17 protein-coding genes are annotated in these 19,736 nt (G+C 52.9%); 6 read left to right on the plus strand and 11 right to left on the minus strand.

Annotated features, from left to right (window positions below; genetic code table 11):
- Nucleotides 1-102 precede the first annotated feature (102 nt).
- Nucleotides 103-1,446, plus strand: a complete 1,344-nt coding sequence (locus RB620_RS06515) for an IS1380 family transposase (RefSeq protein ID WP_374121374.1) — start codon at nucleotides 103-105, stop codon at nucleotides 1,444-1,446.
- Between the two features lie 370 nt (nucleotides 1,447-1,816).
- On the opposite strand, the gene RB620_RS06520 is transcribed toward RB620_RS06515, so the two are convergent.
- Complete coding sequence (locus RB620_RS06520) at nucleotides 1,817-2,053, minus strand: hypothetical protein (protein WP_308092856.1); 237 nt, start codon at nucleotides 2,051-2,053, stop codon at nucleotides 1,817-1,819.
- 176 nt (nucleotides 2,054-2,229) lie between these two features.
- Nucleotides 2,230-3,117: a hypothetical protein gene (locus RB620_RS06525; protein ID WP_308092857.1), complete on the minus strand. Its 888-nt coding sequence runs from the start codon at nucleotides 3,115-3,117 to the stop codon at nucleotides 2,230-2,232.
- Nucleotides 3,118-3,290: 173 nt separating this feature from the next.
- Here RB620_RS06525 and RB620_RS06530 point away from each other — a divergent pair, with 173 nt between their 5' ends.
- Nucleotides 3,291-4,211, plus strand: coding sequence for an ArsR/SmtB family transcription factor (locus RB620_RS06530; RefSeq protein WP_308092859.1), 921 nt, complete (start codon nucleotides 3,291-3,293; stop codon nucleotides 4,209-4,211).
- Nucleotides 4,212-4,296: 85 nt separating this feature from the next.
- On the opposite strand, the gene RB620_RS06535 is transcribed toward RB620_RS06530, so the two are convergent.
- Both RB620_RS06535 and thpR read right to left on the minus strand, forming a co-directional pair.
- Complete coding sequence (locus tag RB620_RS06535) at nucleotides 4,297-6,054, minus strand: glycoside hydrolase family 2 protein (protein WP_308092860.1); 1,758 nt, start codon at nucleotides 6,052-6,054, stop codon at nucleotides 4,297-4,299.
- 137 nt (nucleotides 6,055-6,191) lie between these two features.
- Nucleotides 6,192-6,740, minus strand: coding sequence for an RNA 2',3'-cyclic phosphodiesterase (gene thpR / locus RB620_RS06540; RefSeq protein WP_308092861.1), 549 nt, complete (start codon nucleotides 6,738-6,740; stop codon nucleotides 6,192-6,194).
- 91 nt (nucleotides 6,741-6,831) lie between these two features.
- Between thpR and RB620_RS06545 the strand changes: the two genes are divergently transcribed.
- Genes RB620_RS06545 through RB620_RS06560 form a run of 4 tightly spaced genes read left to right on the plus strand, consistent with a single transcriptional unit; the run spans nucleotide 6,832 to nucleotide 10,767 of the window.
- Nucleotides 6,832-7,080, plus strand: coding sequence for a hypothetical protein (locus RB620_RS06545; RefSeq protein WP_308092862.1), 249 nt, complete (start codon nucleotides 6,832-6,834; stop codon nucleotides 7,078-7,080).
- Nucleotides 7,077-8,171 carry a GerAB/ArcD/ProY family transporter gene (locus RB620_RS06550; protein ID WP_308092864.1) on the plus strand — a complete coding sequence of 365 codons (1,095 nt, stop codon included), beginning with the start codon at nucleotides 7,077-7,079 and terminating at the stop codon, nucleotides 8,169-8,171. Before RB620_RS06545 ends, RB620_RS06550 begins: the two co-directional genes overlap by 4 nt.
- Entirely contained in the window at nucleotides 8,168-9,535 is a 1,368-nt protein-coding gene (locus RB620_RS06555; protein ID WP_308092866.1) for a spore germination protein, read from the plus strand. The genes RB620_RS06550 and RB620_RS06555 overlap by 4 nt, the downstream gene beginning before the upstream one ends.
- Nucleotides 9,532-10,767, plus strand: a complete 1,236-nt coding sequence (locus tag RB620_RS06560; RefSeq protein ID WP_308092868.1) for a Ger(x)C family spore germination protein — start codon at nucleotides 9,532-9,534, stop codon at nucleotides 10,765-10,767. Before RB620_RS06555 ends, RB620_RS06560 begins: the two co-directional genes overlap by 4 nt.
- Nucleotides 10,768-11,219: 452 nt before the next feature.
- On the opposite strand, the gene RB620_RS06565 is transcribed toward RB620_RS06560, so the two are convergent.
- The 7 genes from RB620_RS06565 to RB620_RS06595 all read right to left on the minus strand — a co-directional run bounded on the left by RB620_RS06565 (nucleotide 11,220) and on the right by RB620_RS06595 (nucleotide 19,497).
- Nucleotides 11,220-12,521, minus strand: a complete 1,302-nt coding sequence (locus RB620_RS06565) for an ABC transporter substrate-binding protein (protein WP_308092870.1) — start codon at nucleotides 12,519-12,521, stop codon at nucleotides 11,220-11,222.
- A gap of 46 nt (nucleotides 12,522-12,567) precedes the next feature.
- Nucleotides 12,568-13,407, minus strand: coding sequence for a carbohydrate ABC transporter permease (locus tag RB620_RS06570; RefSeq protein ID WP_308092871.1), 840 nt, complete (start codon nucleotides 13,405-13,407; stop codon nucleotides 12,568-12,570).
- Nucleotides 13,407-14,330: a carbohydrate ABC transporter permease gene (locus RB620_RS06575; protein ID WP_308092928.1), complete on the minus strand. Its 924-nt coding sequence runs from the start codon at nucleotides 14,328-14,330 to the stop codon at nucleotides 13,407-13,409. The genes RB620_RS06570 and RB620_RS06575 overlap by 1 nt, the downstream gene beginning before the upstream one ends.
- Before the next feature lie 507 nt (nucleotides 14,331-14,837).
- Nucleotides 14,838-15,959, minus strand: coding sequence for an IS110 family RNA-guided transposase (locus RB620_RS06580; protein ID WP_308092873.1), 1,122 nt, complete (start codon nucleotides 15,957-15,959; stop codon nucleotides 14,838-14,840).
- 608 nt (nucleotides 15,960-16,567) lie between these two features.
- On the minus strand, nucleotides 16,568-17,551 hold the full coding sequence (locus RB620_RS06585; protein ID WP_308092875.1) for a mannonate dehydratase: 984 nt from the start codon (nucleotides 17,549-17,551) through the stop codon (nucleotides 16,568-16,570).
- 67 nt (nucleotides 17,552-17,618) lie between these two features.
- Nucleotides 17,619-18,797, minus strand: coding sequence for a helix-turn-helix domain-containing protein (locus tag RB620_RS06590; protein ID WP_308092876.1), 1,179 nt, complete (start codon nucleotides 18,795-18,797; stop codon nucleotides 17,619-17,621).
- A gap of 52 nt (nucleotides 18,798-18,849) precedes the next feature.
- Nucleotides 18,850-19,497, minus strand: coding sequence for a GntR family transcriptional regulator (locus tag RB620_RS06595; protein ID WP_308092929.1), 648 nt, complete (start codon nucleotides 19,495-19,497; stop codon nucleotides 18,850-18,852).
- Between the last annotated feature and the right edge of the window lie 239 nt (nucleotides 19,498-19,736).

A 19,736-nucleotide genomic window follows, 5' to 3' on the forward strand; every position in this document is an offset into this window, starting at 1 on the left:
GTGATATTAAATTCATAAAATACGAGTAAATCAAAGGAAATTACCTCTCTGATGGCGAAATATAAAGATAATCGCTGATTAACTACATTCACCTATGAGGTGCTGATTATAAAGATCCAATTCATCCAATCAAAGGAAATTCTATTAACAACACATACAGGACTGGCCTCGGTCGGTGCGTTGCTTTCCCATACACAACTGTCGCAACGTCTGAACCGCTCCGTCGTGAAAGGGATGGAGAATCCGATTCATGGAAACGGCGATGTCATGAAGAGCTATGTGGGGCTGCTATGCCATGGCAAAAGTGACTTCGACCATATCGAGCCTTTCCGCAAAGACCCGGTATTTCAAACTTGTTTCGACGTCCGCAAGGTGCCATCGAGCCCAACGCTTCGTCAACGTTTGGATGCAGCTGCTCAAACGATGGATGTCCATTGGAATGAAATCCTGCTGCAGGAATCCGCCGACTTGATTCGAAACGTAAAGGCCCCCGTAACTGGACTAGTCGCCGGCGAGCACACTGTTATTCCACTGGACATTGACGTATCGCCTTTTGATAACTCAGGCACGAAAAAAGAAGGGATTTCGCTCACGTACAAGGGAACGTTCGGCTTCGCGCCGATCTTCGCTTACCTCGGTCAAGAAGGTTACGGTGTGCATGTGCAGCTTCGAGAAGGCAGCACACACAGTCAGAAGGATAGCGCTGACTTTCTCCGCGAAAGCATTCATTATGCTCGGCGTATCACGAGTGAACGCCTTCTCGTTCGGATGGATTCCGCTCATGACAGTCTGGAGAATTTGCAGGTTTGTCACGCCGAGACGGCGGTTGATTACATCATTAAAGTCAATCTGCGAGGCGCTTCCAAGGAAGGCTGGCTGCGGATCGCAGAGGACAAAGGCATTGCCTGTGAACAGCGCCCGGGCAAGACGGAATACATCGGTTTTATTGCATTTCCGCAGAAGGGATTCGATCGCAACTTGCGTCAAGTGTTCCAAGTCTTCGTGCGAACGATCGATCGGGATGGACAACTGCTCTTGTTTCCGGATGTAGAAGTGAACGTTTATTGGACATCCCTTACCTGCTCGCCATGGCGTGTCATTGAGCTATATCGCGATCACGGCACGAGCGAGCAATTTCATAGCGAGCTCAAGACGGATTTGGATTTGGAGCGTCTCCCCGCCGGTAAATTCGACACAAACGATCTGATTTTGCATGCAGGTTTATTCGCGTATAACCTGCTTCGTATCATGGGTCAGGAAAGTCTACGCGAGGACGACGCACCGATTCGTGGAGGCGTGAAACGTCGCCGCATCCGTACAGTGATTCAAAACATCGTGTACATCGCCGCCAGAGTTAGCCGTCATGCGCGACAAACGATATTTATTTTCGGGCGTTACAGCCCCTGGTTTCACACCGTACGACGAATTTACCAGGCATTTGCGTGATCACTCTTCTACCGATTGCGAAACCAATCGTTATTTTCGACTTCCGCCTTGCCTGTAAACTGCAAGGCTTCTTGAGCGTGTCTAGCTGAATGAAATGCCGTTCTGTATGATTTTATGGTTCATGATGATCAACTGAAGATGGGGCGTTGCGGATTACATTTATCCATTAAATCCCATCAAAGGGAATGCAGGGATTCACTCATCACGGATTCAGGAATTAATTAAACTTCCATATATTATTTTTATTATATCTAATATACATATTAGTAAATAATGAAATCGCGACATCAGACGATTAAAAAACCTCCAGCCGGATTCCGCAGAAGCGGAAGGGCTGAAGGTAGTGTGGATGGAAGAAAATACGTACAACTTATTCTGCTACGCCAGCGTCGGGATCGGCCTGCTCCGTAGGCACGGCATTCTCGTCCGTACCGCCCCCGCCCATATTATTCGTCGATTCGTTCGCGTTTACGTTGGCGTTGCCGTCCCCGTTCGTGTTCACGTCGGCGCCATTGTTGCATGCCGACGCCCCGAAGAGCAATACGGCGCACATCGTGGCTGTGAGCAGCAGTTTCGTCATCTTTTGTTTTTTGGTTGCGTGTTTCATTTTCATCGTCCTCTCGGTTTTATAAGTTGGCTGGAAAGCGATCTACCTGCGTCGCTATCCTTCCTTAACCGAAGAGGAACCGATTGAAACGGATTCCCGAATGAGAATATACTCAGATTCGCTGCCGGCCGATTAGACTTGCGGCCGCAGCGCGGCCATGATGTTATCCGCCTGCTTTATAACCGCTGCTGCAGCAGATGGACCAGCTCCTCCGGCGACTCCCATGGAATCGGACGGATAAAGTCCAGATGGGCATTCGACTGGCCGGGGACATCGCTCCTCGCCGTCCAGACAATTGGTACGCCGGCACGCGCCGCGAAGCCCGCCGCGTAATAAACCTCCGGACCGGCATCGGTGACGTCGATGATCAGAAGCTTGCAGGACGATAGGCTCTCGAGCAGACCGTCATCCAGCTTGCGCATGATCGAAGGCTGCAGCAGGCGAGAACGGTAGCCGCATTGCTCCAGCCCCGGCAGCAAGACGGAGGACCATTCCATGCCGATAAAATCGTTGCCGGCAATGACGCAGCAGTCCTTCTGCCTGCCGCCGCCCGAATCCGCGGCCGCTTCTGCCCAACCGGACTCCGTCAGCTTCAGAACCGCGCCCTCCCGCATCACCCAGCCCGATTCGCGCAGCCGTTCGATGAGATAGACCAACTCCTGAAGATTGGACGCGTACGCGATATTGTAAAACCTGGACAACGGATGAAGACTGACCGGCTCGCCGGGCCCTTCCGACTTCCTGTACACGTACCTGAGCAAGCGGCGCTCCTTCTGATCGGCCGTCATCGGAATCGACGGAGCATCCAGGATGGCCTCCACGTCGTCCAGCGTGAGCGACGCGCGCTCGCCATCCTCGTCAAGCTCGCGAATATAAGCGGATATAATCGGCAGCAGCCGCCTTTTTTTCTCATAGGAAAAAGCTTGAATGGCATTGTAGGCATCGCCTCTCAGCCTATAGTAGCCGTGCGGGGCGCACATGCATCCGTAATAGCGATCGAACCCGCCGTCCCGATCGATCGGGATCAGCTCGTTGCAAAACAAACAATGTTTTTTCAGTTTCATCGTCCTTCACCTCTTCCCATACGGTTCGGACGAAGTGCGCGATATAAGGGGTATGGCGGCTGGTAAATCCTCACACTATAGATTAATGATAAGCTTGTTACGTTAACGAAACAGTTATATAATGACCATGAGCAGTTAATCGGGCATACCGCCGACGGTCAAAGGAGCACGCCATGGAAGTAGAAGTGAATCAGCGGAATCTGTTGTTGTTCGAAGCGCTCGCGTCCAAGACGCGAATGCAGATGGTCGAGCTTCTGAAGCACGAGCATTTGAATATAAAAGAGATGGCACAGCGGTTGGGCATTTCCTCGGCCATCATTACGAAACACGTCAGCCAGCTGGAAGAGGCAGGCGTCATCGCCACCGAAGTCGCGGCCGGCAAACGCGGAACGCAGAAGATCTGCACGCTGAAGCTGGACAAGGTCACGCTCCTCTTCCGGGAAGAGCCGTTATCCCTCGCGCCGAAGGAGCAACCGTACAATCATTACACGAGCTCGATTCCGATCGGCCAATATTCCGCTTTCCAAGTGCAGCCGACCTGCGGGCTCGCTTCCGAGGTGAAGCTGATCGGCATGCGGGACGATCCGCGCTACTTCGCGGAGCCGGATCATGTCATGGCCCAGCATCTTTGGTTCGCCAGCGGCTTCGTCGAATACCGGATCCCCAATTATTTGACCGGACGCAAGCCGGTCAGCAGCGTTCGCATCTCCCTAGAGATCTGCTCCGAAGCGCCGGGGTTCGACGAAGACTGGCTCTCCGACATCACATTCTCTTTAGGTGGCGTAACGCTCTGCAGTTGGACCTCGCCCGGCGACTTCGGCAAAACAAAAGGGAAGCTGACGCCTTCCTGGTGGGAAGGGTATAATACGCAGCATGGTCTGCTCAAAACGCTCCAAGTTAAGGAGGATGGAACCTACATGGACGGCATCCGATTATCCGACGTCACCGTTAGGGACATCCCGCTCACCGCAGGCGAGGAAATCCGGTTCCGCATCGAATCGCCGGAGGATGCCGTCCACCCGGGCGGCGTCAGCCTCTTCGGCAAACGCTTCGGCAATTACGAGCAGGACATCGTCGTGACGATCGGCTGCTGATTCGGAAAGTTATTCGCTCCAAGCAATAGCGGCCCGCATCATCCAGGATGCGGGCCGCTATTTGCTTTCGTTTTCTTTTTTTCTGTTACTTGCCTTCGTTAATCGCTTTGATCAGCTCCAGCGGAAGCTTCGGCACGCGGTCGTAGGTCAGCAGTCCGTTAATTTCTTGCTCGACATCAGTCAGCTGCGTGTAGCAGTAACCTTGAACGACGCAACCCTTGCCATGGAACGGCTGAATGACGGCGCGCAGCCGCGCTTCGAAATCCTCGTCGCTGTCGGCGCCTGAGTAGCCCCAGCCTTCCCACTCGCTCTTCTTGTAGGAGATGCCGCCGAATTCCGTCACCAGAATCGGCTGGCCTTCATAAGGGTAGCCGTCCACCGCGAGCCTGCGGTTGGCGGGCATCGCTTCAACCGCTTTGTCCGCCGAGCCGTAACGCTCCTCGAGCACCTCGCGCCTCCACTCGTAATCGTGAATATTGAACAGGTCCGTCTTCACCATCTCCCAGCCGTCGTTCGAGACGACCGGCCGCGTCGGATCCAGCGACTTGGTCAAGTAATACATGGCCATGGCATGCTGCTGCTGCTGCTTATCGATCTGGATGTTCGGCACGCCCCAGCTTTCGTTCAGCGGCACCCAAGCGATTATACACGGGTGGTTCGCGTCTCGCTCGATGGAAGCCATCCATTCCTTTGTGAATTTCTGGACGTATTCCTCCGTAAACTGATACGCGTTGGCAGCTTCGCTCCAAACGACGAGCCCGAGCTTGTCGCACCAATACAGGTAGCGCGGATCCTCCAGCTTCTGATGTTTGCGGGCGCCGTTGAAACCCATCGCCTTGGTCAGTTCGACGTCCCGGCGGATCGCCTCGTCGCTTGGCGGCGTCAGGTTGCCGTCCGGGAAGTAGCCTTGATCCAGCACCATTTTGCTAAAATAAGGACGGTTGTTCAGACACAACTTTCCGTTCTCGATTGACACCTTCCGCATGCCGAAATAACCGGTTGCTTCGTCGATGGCCGAGTCGCCGTCGATCAGGGAGAACGCTATATCATAAAGCCGGGGAGATTCCGGACTCCACCATCTAGCCCCTCCGCGGTCATACAGATCAAGCAGGCTGATCAAACGCGTTTCGCGCTCATCCATCACGTTGTACGTTTCCTCGGCCACAGCTGCGCCTTCGAAGGTAACGGCAACCTTCAGCTTAAGCCCGCGTCCCGCTGCCCCGCCGTTCAGACAGGTACGCACCTCGATCTGATTCCTGTCGATGTCCGGCGTCATCCGCACATGATCGATATGTACGGGGGCAACAGCTTCCATCCATACCGTCTGCCAAATGCCGGTCGTGCGCGTATAGAAGATGGATGCGGATTCATCAAGCCAATATTGCTTCCCGCGCGGGAGCGTCACATCTCTGCTGTAATCGACCGCCTTCACGACGAGAACATTGTCCGTTTCCTTGAGCGCATCCGTGATGTCGGCATGGAACGGCGTATGACCGCCTTGGTGGCTCGCGACCAGGATGCCGTTCACCCATACTTGCGCTTCGTAGTCCACGGCTCCGAAGTGCAGGATCGTCCGCTTGCCCTTGAAGCTGGCGGGAATATCAAGCGACCTGCGGTACCAGACCGTATCGTGAACGGTAGGATCCGCAATGCCGCTCAGCTTGCTTTGGAACGTGAACGGAACCTGGATTCGCAGCGGCAGCTGCTGGCCGCCGAGATGCCACCCCTGTTCCCCGCCGTCATTCGCGTCATCGAAAGCGAATTCCCATTCGCCGTTCAAATTCAACCAGCTTTCCCTCATGAATTGCGGTCTCGGATGTTCGGATCGATAAATGCTTGCCATGTGAAGCTTCCTCCTTTTAGTTAACCAAACAATTAATAATTAATGGATAAGTTCAATTTACACACCCCCATTATGGTCGATTCTAACCCAATCTGTCAACAAAAACTTAACCAATTCCAAATTGATTAATCAACAAGTTAACTATATACCAAAGCATACTCCCCGATCGTCTCGTACATTGGCGAGGCGCCCATTCGTGTACGCATGAGCACGAATCGATCCGCCAGCCAGCTATGAACGCTCGGCATCGACGCGATGACTTCGCTCCGCCAATTCCCATCGCCCCCGGCGAATCCTCTCGCCAGCGTAATATGAGGCGCGAACGGACGGTCTTCCGCTTCGAAGCCGAGCGGCTGCGTCGACTGAACAATCGCCATGTAAAGTGCATTCAATCGTTCGAGGTCGCCGGCGGCGCCCGCCCATAACACGCGCGGCGCCGCGCGCGGACCGAACGTTCCTCCGCCATTCAGAGTTAGCGTCATCGGTTCTGCCGCTACTCCTCTTAAAGCCGCGTCCAGTTCCTCCAGCCGGGACTCCGGCCATTCGCCCAAAAATTGCAGCGTAATATGGTAGTCGAGCGGATGCGTCCATTTACGGAACGGGTGCGATTGACGCTCTTTTTGGGTCCATAACGAAAGCTCGTCCGCGATCCTTCCCTCGACCGGCAAAGCAACAAAAACGCGCATGATCGCTTCCTCCTCTTTCTTTCTATACATAATCATGGTGCAGGTTGCGCAATTTACCATTAGTAGATTGCTCCGGGGAGGATGATGCTATGTGATTGCGCTTGGAATCGCGATATTGGCTGCCCTTGGCTTGCTTTTGATGGCATTGCTCGATACTTGGGTGTACGATGAACCGTTCTTACAGGCAATCATTTGTTTATTTCAAAAATACGAGCTTGGCTCCCGCATGTTGATCGGAGCGGCATTCCTTGTCGCCGTCTTCGGGGATATGAGACATCGTCCGTGGATGAAACGACTCATGGCCGGATTGACCCGCAAGAAGAAGGAGGGTCGTTCATGACATCCGCTAAGCTAAAGCCGTACCATGTCTTTACGATCATGATCGTTTTCCTGCTCGGAACGTCCATTATTTACGGAACGCCTAAGCTCGTCCCGGATACGTGGCTGGTCGATCTGGTCACCTTGCTGCCTGCGACCCTATTATTCTGTTTCTATGCGCTGCTCCTCGCCAAAGGACAGCATCATGATTTGTTTTCGCTGCTCGTAAAGGCTTGGGGACGAATCGTGGGTCGAATATTCGTTCTTGGGTATACTGTCTATTTCCTGTATATCGCCGCCCGCAATGTCCGCGACATGACCGAGCTGGTCACGACTTCGCTTCTGCGTTTTACGCCGAATCCCATTATCGTAGCCTTGTTCGTGCTGATCGTCGCTTATACCTCGGCAGGAGGCCTTTTCGCGATCGGCCGATTGTCAGTGCTTATCGCCACAATGGTTCTTTTCTTTTTTGTCGTTATGGCCGTTTTGCTTGTCGCCAGCGATTCCGTGGACATGGAACGGCTGCTGCCCTTCCTGTCCCATGGGTTCGCCGAAGTCTGGCTGGCATCATTAACCAGCACGATTTGGTTCCCTTACGGCGAACTGATCGTGTTTCTCGTCTTTTTCCCGACGCTCGGCAACTTGCGCCAATTCCGAAGGACGGGTCTGGCGGCTTTGTGGAGCGCTGGGCTGATCTTGACGTTGTCCGACATCCTGCTTACAACCACGTTGGGCATGGAAAATATCCAATTTTCCGTATTCGCGCTGCTGGATGCAGCAAGAATGATCAACATCGCGAATTTCATCACGCGGATGGACGCCCTTGTGGCGCTTATCATTATGTTCGGCGTGTTGTTGAAATGCTCGGTTTTTTTGTATGCGGGATGTAAAGGCGCCGCTCTTGTCTTCCGTATACAGGCGCATAACGTCCATCTCCCCGCCTCCCTGCTGATCGGCGCGTTCTCGATTCTGATCGCCAGCAACGGCGCGGAACATTATAAGGAAGGATTAAAAATCGTCATGTACGCGTTGCACATGCCCCTGCAACTCGTGCTCCCGTTTCTAACTTTATTGCTTGTCTGGATCCGATATCGGAGAGGAGGAACTTCATGAACGTGAATCGATTAATTACCGAACTTCATCGGGCTTTCGGAGAGACGGATGATCTGATTCAAATCCACTTGCTGATCCGCGGAGAGAAGGGGCTGCTCGTCTACTTGAATTCCATGACGAATTCCTCTTTCGTCATGGATTACGTCGTCAAACCGCTGTCTCAGGCTGCCGATGCGGAGCTGCCCGATCATGGAGACTCCCTGTTGGATTCGCTACGCAAACAATATTTGAGCGGACTTACGAGCCAAATGACGGATCATCTGAATCGTCTATCCGAGAAATTAGGCGAAGGATATGCCGCAATCGTCTTGGATGGCGATGATCGCGTTCTGTACGTTGAAGTAAAAAAATTGGATACCCGCCAGGTCAACGAACCTTCTACCCAAAACGTGGTCAGAGGCCCAAAGGAAGGGTTTACGGAATCCGCATCGACCAATATGAGCCTGATTCGACGGCGAATCAGAAACGATAAGCTCCGATTCGAGAAATACGAGATCGGGGATCAATCGAAGACCGCCATCTACCTCGCCTTCGTGGAAGGCGAGGTCGGTATGGACGTGCTGGAGCAAGTTCGGTCGAGCATCACGTCATGCAGAATGAAAAGCCTGTTCGATTCCGGAAGCCTGGAATCGTTGTTCCGCCCTCCCGGGTTTACGTTATTCCCTACGGTCAACAACAGCGAACGTCCGGATTCGGTATGCGACTACTTGCTTAACCGGAGAGCAGCCGTCATCGTCAACGGCAGCCCGTTCGTCCTAGTCGTTCCGGCCGTGCTGGACGATTTTTTCTCTTCCCCCGAAGACCAGTACCAGTGGAACGTTTTTAGCGCATTCGTACGTTTCATCCGCTACGTTTCGTTTTTTTTCTCCTTGTGCATGCCGGCGCTGTACGTCGCGGTAACCAGCTATCATCAAGAGCTGATTCCGACGTTGTTATTGACGAGTATCGCCGCGCAGCGGGAAGGCATACCGTTCCCTGCGGTAATCGAAATATTCATGATGGAGATCACATTCGAAATTTTGCGGGAGGCGAGCACGCGCATGCCCCGCATCGTCGGCCAATCCATCGCGATCGCTGGCGCGCTTGTTTTAGGCGAAGCCGTCGTCCAAGCGGGAATCGTATCGAATATAAACGTCATCGTCGTGGCTTTGGCCGTCATTTCGAGCTACGTCGCGCCTATTTACACATTCGGCTCGAATATCCGGTTGTTCCGTTACGCCTTGATCGTAGCCGGCGCCAGCCTTGGCCTCTATGGAGTCATCCTCGGATGCGCCTTCTTAATGGTGCATTTGTCCCGCATCGAGATGTACGGCGTCCCGTATCTGACATCCATGCGCAGACTCGCGGGGAAAATACCCTCATGAAACAGAAACGGAATTGGTTAAAATCAACGATAATCGTTATCCTATGCGCGATGCTTAGCGGCTGCTGGGACATGACGGAGATCAACCGCTCGTCCCTCATTACGGGTATCGCGATCGAACCTGGGGGGAAAGACGGGAAAAGGAAGGTCACCTTCGAGATCTTGAACACGGCGGAAGCGCAGGCTTTAAACCCGGGTAAGGGAGGGACGCCGACCACCCTTTATACCAGCGAAGGAAATTCCATAACGGATACGGTAACGAAACTAAACGACAAGGCAGAACGACTGCTCCTCACGGCGCATAACCGGATAGTTGTCATTGACGAACGAATCGCAAGGAAAGGACTCTTCCCCTACATGGACGTCTTTCAGCGCTCCAGGTATATGCGCGAGGATATCATTCTCTTGGTGGCGCATAACGTCCCGGCATCGCAATTACTTCAAATTACGTATCCAGGCGGCATGTACGCAAGCTTAAAACTTCAAACGCAGGTCGAAAACTTCGGGGACAGGTGGGGAGGCGTGCCCGCCAGCCGGTTATTCGATTATACGCAAGCCACCTTGACCGAGGGGCGAGAAATGATATTAGCCGCGGTAACGCTCCAGGGGAACGCCGGCAAAAGCGGGAATATGGACAGCATCAAAGCGCTAAAACCGGATGCGGTCGTCAAAATGTCGGGGTCTGCCGTCTTCCGCGAAGATAAGCTGATCGGCTTCATAAACGCCGACGAAACCCGTTTCGTCAATATCGTGAGAAACAAACTGAAGGCTACTTCTCTCTCCGTACCGATGGGACAGAAGGACCAATTTGCCAGTCTCCGATACAGACATAATCACGCAAGCATGGAAGTAACGATGAAGGGGAAAATCCCCCATATTCGTGTTCATATCGAAGGCGAAGGCCAAATCGCAAACATACAAGAGCAATTTCCGCTGGACAAGGTCGAGGGTTACGCGGAGATGGAGCAACGAACGGCCGCCTATCTGAACGCGCAGGTCAAAGAAACGATCGCCAAGGTTCAGCAGGATTTCGGCGTCGACGTTTTCGGCTTCGGGGAGCATCTCTACCGGCATCGCTTTAAGCAGTTCAAGCCGATAATGCGCGATTGGAACGCGTTATTCGCCAAGGCACAGGTTGAGGTGACCTCCGAGATCCACATTACGCATTCGGATTTGAAAACCAAGCAGCTCCGGAGAGAATCGATGGGAATTAGCGAGCGCTACGGCCGATAACATCAGTCGGCGCGATTGAGCGGCGATCGCGCAATTACGCGGCAAACGGGCAATCCCTTGAATGGATTGCCCGTTCCCTTTGCAGACGGCATCAAGTAGTTCGATTCAGAATTACCGTCTACATTTGCCATACAGCCATGATCTGCAACTCGATGGCAACCGTTTGAGATGGCTAACGGCGGCCACAGTCGTTATTCGAATAAAATCGTTTGTTTACAAATTCTAACGGAGCTGGAGACCGCTATTGGCCATCAAACAGTGCCATTTCCCTAGAAATCCGTCCAATAAGCGCGCGTAGCTTCGTTAGATTTTAGAATGAGGCATGAAAGGCAAAATAGCGGCTGTGTGCTCCGTTAGCCATCTTTTCAGTTCGGCATACCGTTTGAAGGATCGACGAAGTCGCAATGGTTACGGAATTTTAGGATCGTTCTACTACGGCCGCCATTGCCCGGTTATTCCTCGCTTAGCTTCTTCGCGATCGCATTGCCCGATTTGGCAATCTCTTCGTAAGCTTCCTCGATGGACTTCTGCCCGTACATGACGGCGTCCATCGTTTTCTTGTAGCCGTCCACCCACTCCGACCAGCCGGCCGCCGCCGGCATAAACGGCATCGCCTTGTCCAGCGCCGTGTCGTACAGCTTCTTGCCGATTTTGTCCTTCGGCTGCAGATTCGGTTCGAGCGCCGCATAGATGTCGTTCGAGATCGGAATGCCGAAGTTCAATCCGTACGTCTCGCCTGCCGCTTTGTCCGTGACGAACCACTTAATGAACGCCTTCGCTTCTTCCTTATGTTTGGAGTCGGTGGTCACGCTCAGGAAGATCGTCGGCTGCGCCCAGCCGCCGCCCGACGGACCGGTCGGCATGTTCACCACGTCCACCTTGCCCGGCATGAGCAGCTCCAGCGCGCTGACCGATCCGACCGAAGCGCCGCGAGTCATCACTTTGCCGCTCGCCATCGGATCCGCCTGCGGATCGTTTTCCTTAAACGCGCTGCCCATATCTGCTGGCGGCACGATTTTGTTTTTGCGGAATTCGTCGTAGATGCCATAGAACTTCATGAACAGTTCCTTGTCGAGGTTAAACGTCTTGCCGCTATCTTGAATGATCGGTCCTTTGCCGTAGGAAGCTTGGTAATACACGTAATGATCCCATGTCGTCGTGTCGCCGATCGGATAGACGCCTTCCGGAAGCTTCTCGCGGGCATTCCGGGCAAAGTCGAAGTATTCGTCCCAGGTCCAGTCCTTCTTCGGCAGCTCGATGCCGGCGGCCTCCAGCGCTTCTCTGTTAAACGCGACGCCTTGCGCGTTCCGGCTGATCGGAATGCCATACAGCTTTCCATCGATCTTCAGGTTCTCCAGCGTCTTGTCGTCGATGACGCCGGTCAGATCGATGCCCGACAGATCCTCGAGCGTCCCCCTCGTCGCGTATTCGTGGATGAAGGCGCCGTCCATGTGCAGCACGTCGGGCAGCGTGTGGGAGGCGGCAAGCGTCGGGAGTTTCTTCCAGTAGTCGTCCCACGCCATGTATTCCGGTGAGAACGTGATGGACGGATTCAGACCTGTGTATACTTCCTGCGTTTTCAACATCGCCTGATGCCTCGCATCTGGACCTTGCCACATGATTTTGAGCTTGACCGGTCCCCCTTCGCCTCCTTCTCCCTTGTCGCCGCCTCCGCTCGCGCAAGCCGTCAGCCCCATCACGGCGGCAAGCAGCAGCGCCATCGTTCCTCTGCGCCATCCATTCGTTTTTTTCATCATTCCATCCCCTTTGTCCCCGTGTAATAAAAACCGGCCTAACCTTCTACCCTTTCAAGCCCGTCGTGGCGATCCCTTCGACAAAATGTTTCTGTGCGACGAAAAACAGCACGACGGACGGCACAACCGATAACAACGACATCGCGAGCAGCTTGCCCCATTGAATCTCGAATTGGTCCACGAACATGCGCAGTCCGAGGCCGACTGTAAACTTCTCGACGGAGCTCAGGTAAAGCACTTGCGCGAAGAAGTCGTCCCAACTCCAGATGAACGTGAAGATCGCGACGGTGACGAGCGCCGGCTTGATAAGCGGCAGGACGATCCGAAAGAAGATGCCGTACACGGACGCCCCGTCGATCTTGGCCGCTTCGTCAAGCTCGCGCGGAATACCGCGGATGAACTGCACGAGCAGGAAGATGAAGAACGCTCCGCCGCCGAAGAAATGAGGCAAGACAAGCGGTATGTAACTATCCATCAGCCCCAGCTTGTTGTAGAGAATATATTGCGGGACGATCGTCACTTGTCCGGGCAGCATCATCGTCAGCAGCAGGATCGAGAACAGAGCGCCGCGGAACTTGAAGCTGATCCGGGCGAACCCGTAAGCGACGATCGCGCTGGTCAGCACTCCTCCGAGCACGTTCCAGAATTCCATGATCAGCGTGTTGCCGAAGAAATGGCCGAACGTGAACTCGGGCGAATAACGCCAGCCGAGCGTGTAGTTTTCCCAGATCGGCGTGGACGGCCAGATCGAAGGCGAGCTCATCTCCGCCGTTGTCTTCAAGGACGCTCCGATCCACCAGATGATCGGATACAGCATGAGGAGCGAGAACAGAATGAGAAGCAGATGGTTCGACCATGACTTGCGAATCGCCGCGCTTGCGTTCATCAGGACTTCCCTCCATCCGTCTCGTAGAAGACCCAGTATCGCGATACGAGGAAGTTGATGGCGGTCATGAGCGCCACGATCACGAGCAGAATCCATGCCAGCGCCGATGCGTATCCCATCTGGTAATGCTTGAACGCCTTCTCGTAGAGGAACAGCGCGTACATGTAGGTCGAGTTGATGGGACCGCCCTGCGTGATGATGAAGGCCGCCGTGAACATTTGGAAGGATCCGATAATGCCGAGCACGAGATTAAAGAACATAACCGGCGACAGCATCGGAAGCGTAATGTGAAAAAACTTTCGGATCTTCGACGCGCCGTCGACGGAAGCCGATTCGTACAGCTCCTGCGGAATCTGCTTCAGACCCGCGAGGAAGATGACCATCGTCGACCCGAATTGCCAGGTGTTAAGCAGGATCAGCGTCGCGAGCGACGTGTGCGGATTGGTGATCCAGCCGACGCCTTGGATGCCGAACCAGTCGAGCACTTGGTTGAAGTAACCGTTCCGGTTGAACATGTTCCGCCAAAGCGCGGATACGGCAATGCTTCCTCCGATGAGGGAAGGGAAATAGATTGCCGTCCGGTACAGATTCATGCCCTTCAGGTTTTTGTTCAGCATCATCGCGACCATCAGCGAGAAAAACAGCTTCAGCGGAACCGAAAACAGGACGAACAGGAAGGTCACCTTCAGCGATGTGGTAAAATCGTTATCGTTCGCAAAAATGTTGGCATAGTTGTCCATTCCCGTCCAAGACGGCGCTTCGAGAAGCGAATAATCCGTAAAGGACAAATAAAAGGATTGCACGATCGGCCACAACGTCAGCAGCAAAAATCCGAGCAGCCACGGCGAAATGAACAGGTAACCGGCCAGATTGTTATCGTTCGTGCCCTTCAGCTTCTTCGTTTTGCTTAAGCGCGATGCCATCGGCTTAGTCTTATGGACCGCTTCGGCTCTCATCCCGCAACACTCCCCTTTCATTCCGATGTATAGACCCCATTGTATTGAAATCGCTTTCAGGTGTACATGCGATAGATTTATGATATGGTTTGATTTTTTTCACTCTTCCAGATCTTTGGCAGCGGAATGATATGCACGCAAAAACATAACGACCGTCTAATTTTTTAGCAACTGGCGGAAGTAAATAGGAAGCACGATTAAAAGCACAACTGACACCGCTTCCGTTAGGCTGCAGGCACGCGAAACGTACCTACAGCTCAATCAGCCGTCGGATCAACGCCGTACGCTAATAAAAACCAGCTAATGGTATGTCAAGCTAAGCTTTTTGAATGGCTTAAAATTTGCTATACTGAAAAATGAGTACAACATGCACATGGAAGTTTATGGAATCGACGAGTTATAAAGTGTAGGGTTGCCTTCTTTTGAGCATAGCGTAGATGTGATGTAGTAACTTGTTGGCGCAAGCGATCACAGCTACCTTATGGGGCTTCCCTTCACTTTTTTCTTGTCATAATACTCTCGCATTCGAAGATTTAATCCTGCTCTCAAACCGCATGTGACGGCTAAATAAACAGCACGCCTTAATCGTTTGGATCCCCGTTTTGTAATGCGGTTTTGAGTGGCTGTGAACTTTCCTGAACTGAAAACACTCGGATCAAGCCCCGCATAAGCCACTAATTGTTTAGGATACCTAAATTGAGAGGCATCACCAATTTCCGCGACGATTGAAGCGGCTATCTTCGTCCCTACACCAGGTATAGTCTCCAATAACTGTACTTCCTCGATTATTTCAGACAACTCCAAAATTGTTTTCTCAAGTTCGGTTAGTTGCAATTGAAGTTCACGAACAGTAGCTAGCAGGCTGCGTAGAGCTTTTTCTAATCCGAAGGGGACATGTGTGACAGGATTCTGGAGCACAGCTGTCTTTAAATGATCTACTTTGCGTTTCATCCAAGCTTCTGAACGAGAGGCTCTTGTTGCTTCCCTTACAGCTTGAACCCATCCTTCTTCATCCCTGCTTTGGACACCTTCTTGCGATAAGCACATGTCGAGCAGGTTAAGAGAGGTTTTAGAAAACAAATCTTTAAACACCCCCTCGTAACCTGGAAATACTTGATCCAGCAACGTCCGCATGTTTAACTTTGCTTGCACATAGAGGCTTGTAATGAACTCGTGATGTCTAGTTAGAAATTGCAAGTCCATGAGATGTTCTTCACGACAAGGATGGACTAACCACTCTTCCTCTTGATAGTACAAGTCTCCTAAGTGCCAAGCATCGGAAGCATCTGTTTTGACTTTACGCAAACTTGTCCTTCGGGCTCTTTGGGCCTGCAAAGGATTAACAAGTATCATGTCATACCCTTCGCTTTGTATTCGCTGAACGAGAGTTCGATGGTAGTGTCCGGTTGGTTCTAAAATGACAACTGGTTTCATCTTAGTCGTCATTTCTAATTCGGCTAAAACTTGAAGTAGTCGTTCTAGGCCATTTGGTGTATGCCATACCACTTGATCTCGACCATAGGGAACATTACGTTTAATGAATGCTTGTATGACTGATTTTCCTTTTGCTACATCAATGCCTACAACGGGTCTCATTTACTTCCTCCTATTATTTCTTCGCCGGTAATCCCACAATGGTTCCAACTCCACAGCTTCGCTTGTGATACGAGGTCAAACGCCTCAACCAGCTCAAACATGGTAGTAGGGAATAGTAGGAGAACTGTTTGTAGTACGGGGTAATTCCCCAGGGGCTGTCACGTTCTCCCGGCTACCGCCATCATAAAACGACCATTAAAATAGGCCAACCAGTAATCTCTGGTTGACCTAATAATACGAAAGGGGCTGTCCCAGAAGTAAATACCTTTAGGGGCAGCTTTTCTTCTTCTACATGAGGCGCAACGGGACGAATGTGTACAAAAAATCATACTCACAACGCCCATCCGGGGTGCATCAGGCCGAATGTGTACGAAAAATCGTACTCGCAACGCCCAACTGGGGTGCATCGGGCCGAATGTGTACGAAAAATCGTGCTCACAACGCCCCATTGGGGTGTATCAGGCCGAATGTGTACGAAAAATCGTGCTCACAACGCCCTTCCGGGGTGCATCGGGCCCAATATGTACGAATTCCAAACACGCAGGGGCTGTCCCCAAGTCATTTATGACTTTCGGAACAGCCCCTTTTATCGACTTGAATCTTGCAGGTTAAGCCGATTGACCCGCTTTCCGCTCGGCGGCCGCGGCTTCCATCAGTCCCTTTATGTAGCCGACGCCGTACAAGCGTCCCAGCGTTTCATATCCGGGATTCGTGTTGTCCTCGCCTTCCATCGTCGGCACATGATCCGGCCTGCACGGTCCCTCAAAGCCGACCTCGTAATACGTCTTCATCGCTTCGTACATATCGGTTTGCCCGCTGTCGTGGAACGTCTCCTCGAACTTGTCGGGCGTTCCGACCACGTCGCGGAAATGAACGAAAAACAGTTTGTTCTGGTCCGCGAACCTGCGAATGACGGAGGGAATATGTTCGCCCGCTGTCGCCATGGTGCCTTGGCATAACGTAATGCCGCTATATTCGCTCGGTACGAGGTCGATCGCGCGCTGGAGCGCATCCGCGCTCGTGAGAATGCGCGATACGCCGCGGATCGGGCTGATCGGAGGATCGTCGGGATGAAGCGCCAGCTTAACCTTCGCCTTCTCCGCTACCGGTACGATCCTCTCCAAATAGTAGCGAAGGTTGTCCCACAGCTGCTCCTCCGTGACGATGCCCGCTTCCGTAAGCGGCGCTTCCCGCATCAGCGAATGGTCGTAGCTGGACACGAGCGCGCCACCGCGGGTGCGCGTAGTGGTAGACGTCCGGAACCAATTGAACTGCGCCATAAAATTGTAGCAGAGCACCGGAATGCCGAGCGCGCCCATATGGGTGATAAGCTGCTGCATCCATTCGATTTCCTCGTCGCGGCCGGGCAGTCCAAGCTTGATTTTGTTGGTCGGCGGAGCCGATTCGATCACGAGCAGTTTAATGCCGAAGCTGTCGTATCGCTGCTTCATGTGCAGCAGATTCATGTAATCCCAAGGCTTCCAGCCGTTCTCCTCCTTTGGCAAAGGGCCTACCGCATGGTCGACGCCCATCTGCTTCGCCAGATGCCATAACCGATTCGGATGAGACGTAAAAAATTCGGACAGCTGCATGTACGAACACGCTCCTTTGATCTTCTTTTGGTATCGCGACTGTATCCCCGCTTTCGAATTTGCTTCATTAATTGGCGTCTCGGAACTCGCTCGGCGACACTCCCACCTTCTTCTTGAAGATTTGGCTGAAATAACGCGAATCATGATAGCCGACCCGCTCCGCGACCTCGTAATTTTTCAAATGCGTCTGCTTCAGAAGCTTTTTCGCGTTGGCGATCCGGATATGCGTCAGATGCTCGATGAACGTGATGCCCATTTTGGACTTGAATAAGGTGCTTAAATACGTCGGCGTAATGAATACTTTCTCTGCGACATAATGGAGCGACACCTTGTCGTATTCGTCCTCCATGAGCGTAACCGCGCGTTTAATAAGCGTCCGGTTCATGTTTTCCGAGACGCCGACTTCCCCGCCGATCGGCTTCAACGCTTCGCATACCGTGTGCTTCATGTCGATCAGCGTTGGCTGCCGCATCAAGGTCGTCATATCGGGCAACTCGGAAAAATGCGATTGGCCAAGCTCGGATTTGGCCCGAAGCTGCAGGCTGACGAGCAGTCGCAGCGTAGCGTCGCATAATTTGCTCTCCGGCAATGGACCGCCGGCAAGCAAAGCTTCGTAGAAGGCGTCTACGGCTTGCTCAGCGGAAGCGCTTGCAACGCCTCCTGTCAGGATGTGCAGCAGATCGTCTTCCTTGTCTTCGGGATAGTCGGCACTTACGGCGTATTCGTGAATGCGGCCGAAAAAAATCGGCTGCGCATGGCTGTCGTAGAATCGATGTTGGATGGCGAAGCGAGCTTGCTCGTAACATTGATGCAAGTCTTTCAGATGCGGACTCGGATTGCTGATGCCGAGCGTAATTGTACGGGGGCTGCGGCCGATGCCGCGGCTTGGGATCGAATGGTACAGGTTGACGATCGATTCCCGGTCGTCCCACGGGAAGATGATCCCGATTCGGCTGTTGTCGTCGGGCAGCATAGACCAGCGGCCCGGAGCGGCCTGCTTGATCAGGTCAAATAGCTGCTCGGCCATTTGGCGCCTCGTCCACGTGTCGACTTCCCCTGCCATGACATCGAACAAGGCGATAGTCGGATAGGCGAAAGCGGCGTGGAGATGAAGCTCCTCTAGTCCGGACCTTACGTTCCCGGCGTACGGACCGTCATGCCGGAGCAGGTCGTTCATCGTTCGCGCGCGAGGGGCGCGCGTTTCCCATTCGGTTTCGACTGCGTATGCGAACATTCCTTGACTCATATTCGGCACTCCTCTCGGTAGAGGCGATGAATGATGAATGGCGGCTTTCGTGTCAGTCTCCGGTGTAATTTTTGTAGAAATCCAGGCCTCTAATTAACTTGTACTCCGTCTTATCGACATCGCCCGATTTGATCATATCCAAAATTTCGGTATGCGAATCCGGTATCGAGTAACCTTGATGATCTTTGTTCGTGACCGTGATGAATCGCATGATCTTCGATTTGATGCTGTTCCAAATGTCGTGCAGCAGCGCGTTGCCGCTGCGGAAGTAAAAATAGCCGTGGAAGCTCATGTCCAGCTCGACGAGCCGGTACGGGTCGTCTTGATCGATCGCTTCCCGCATGCCGGCGATCACGGTCTCTAAGTAAGCGATATCGTTTTCGTTCAGCACTTTCATCGTCTCGCGAAGCGCGTGGCCTTCGACCAATTGACGGAGCTCGTAGATATCCCGGATCTCTTGGGCCGTAATCCCGGAGACGGCTGAGCCTTTGTTCGTCTTGCCGACGATGAGGCCTTCTTGCTTGAGCCTCTCCAGCGCCTCTCTGACCGGCGCTTGGCTGACGCCGAATTGCTGCGCAATGTCGAGCACGATCATGCGGTGTCCGGGCAGCAGCTCCCCCTTCATAATTTGCCTCTTCAACGATACATACACGTGCTCGCTAAGCGAAATCGGCGATTGCGCGGAACTTGCTGATTCCATGGACACGGATTCCCACCACCTTTTTGTCTGGCTGCAGCCAGATTATCGATAATCGATAATTCGATGCTATTCTCTTCGAAGGCGAAAGTCAAGGGGAATTTTTCCAAACATTCGCCAGCCCCCCTTATCCGAAAAAAACAAACAAAATCATAAGTTTACGTCATCGCTTTTTACTCCGAACGCTCGGTAAGATGAGGATGACTTCACATTCGAAACCAGGCAATCAGCTGGATCCGCGA

The sequence above is a fragment of the Paenibacillus sp. LHD-117 genome (assembly GCF_030929555.1).
Taxonomy (GTDB): domain Bacteria; phylum Bacillota; class Bacilli; order Paenibacillales; family Paenibacillaceae; genus Pristimantibacillus.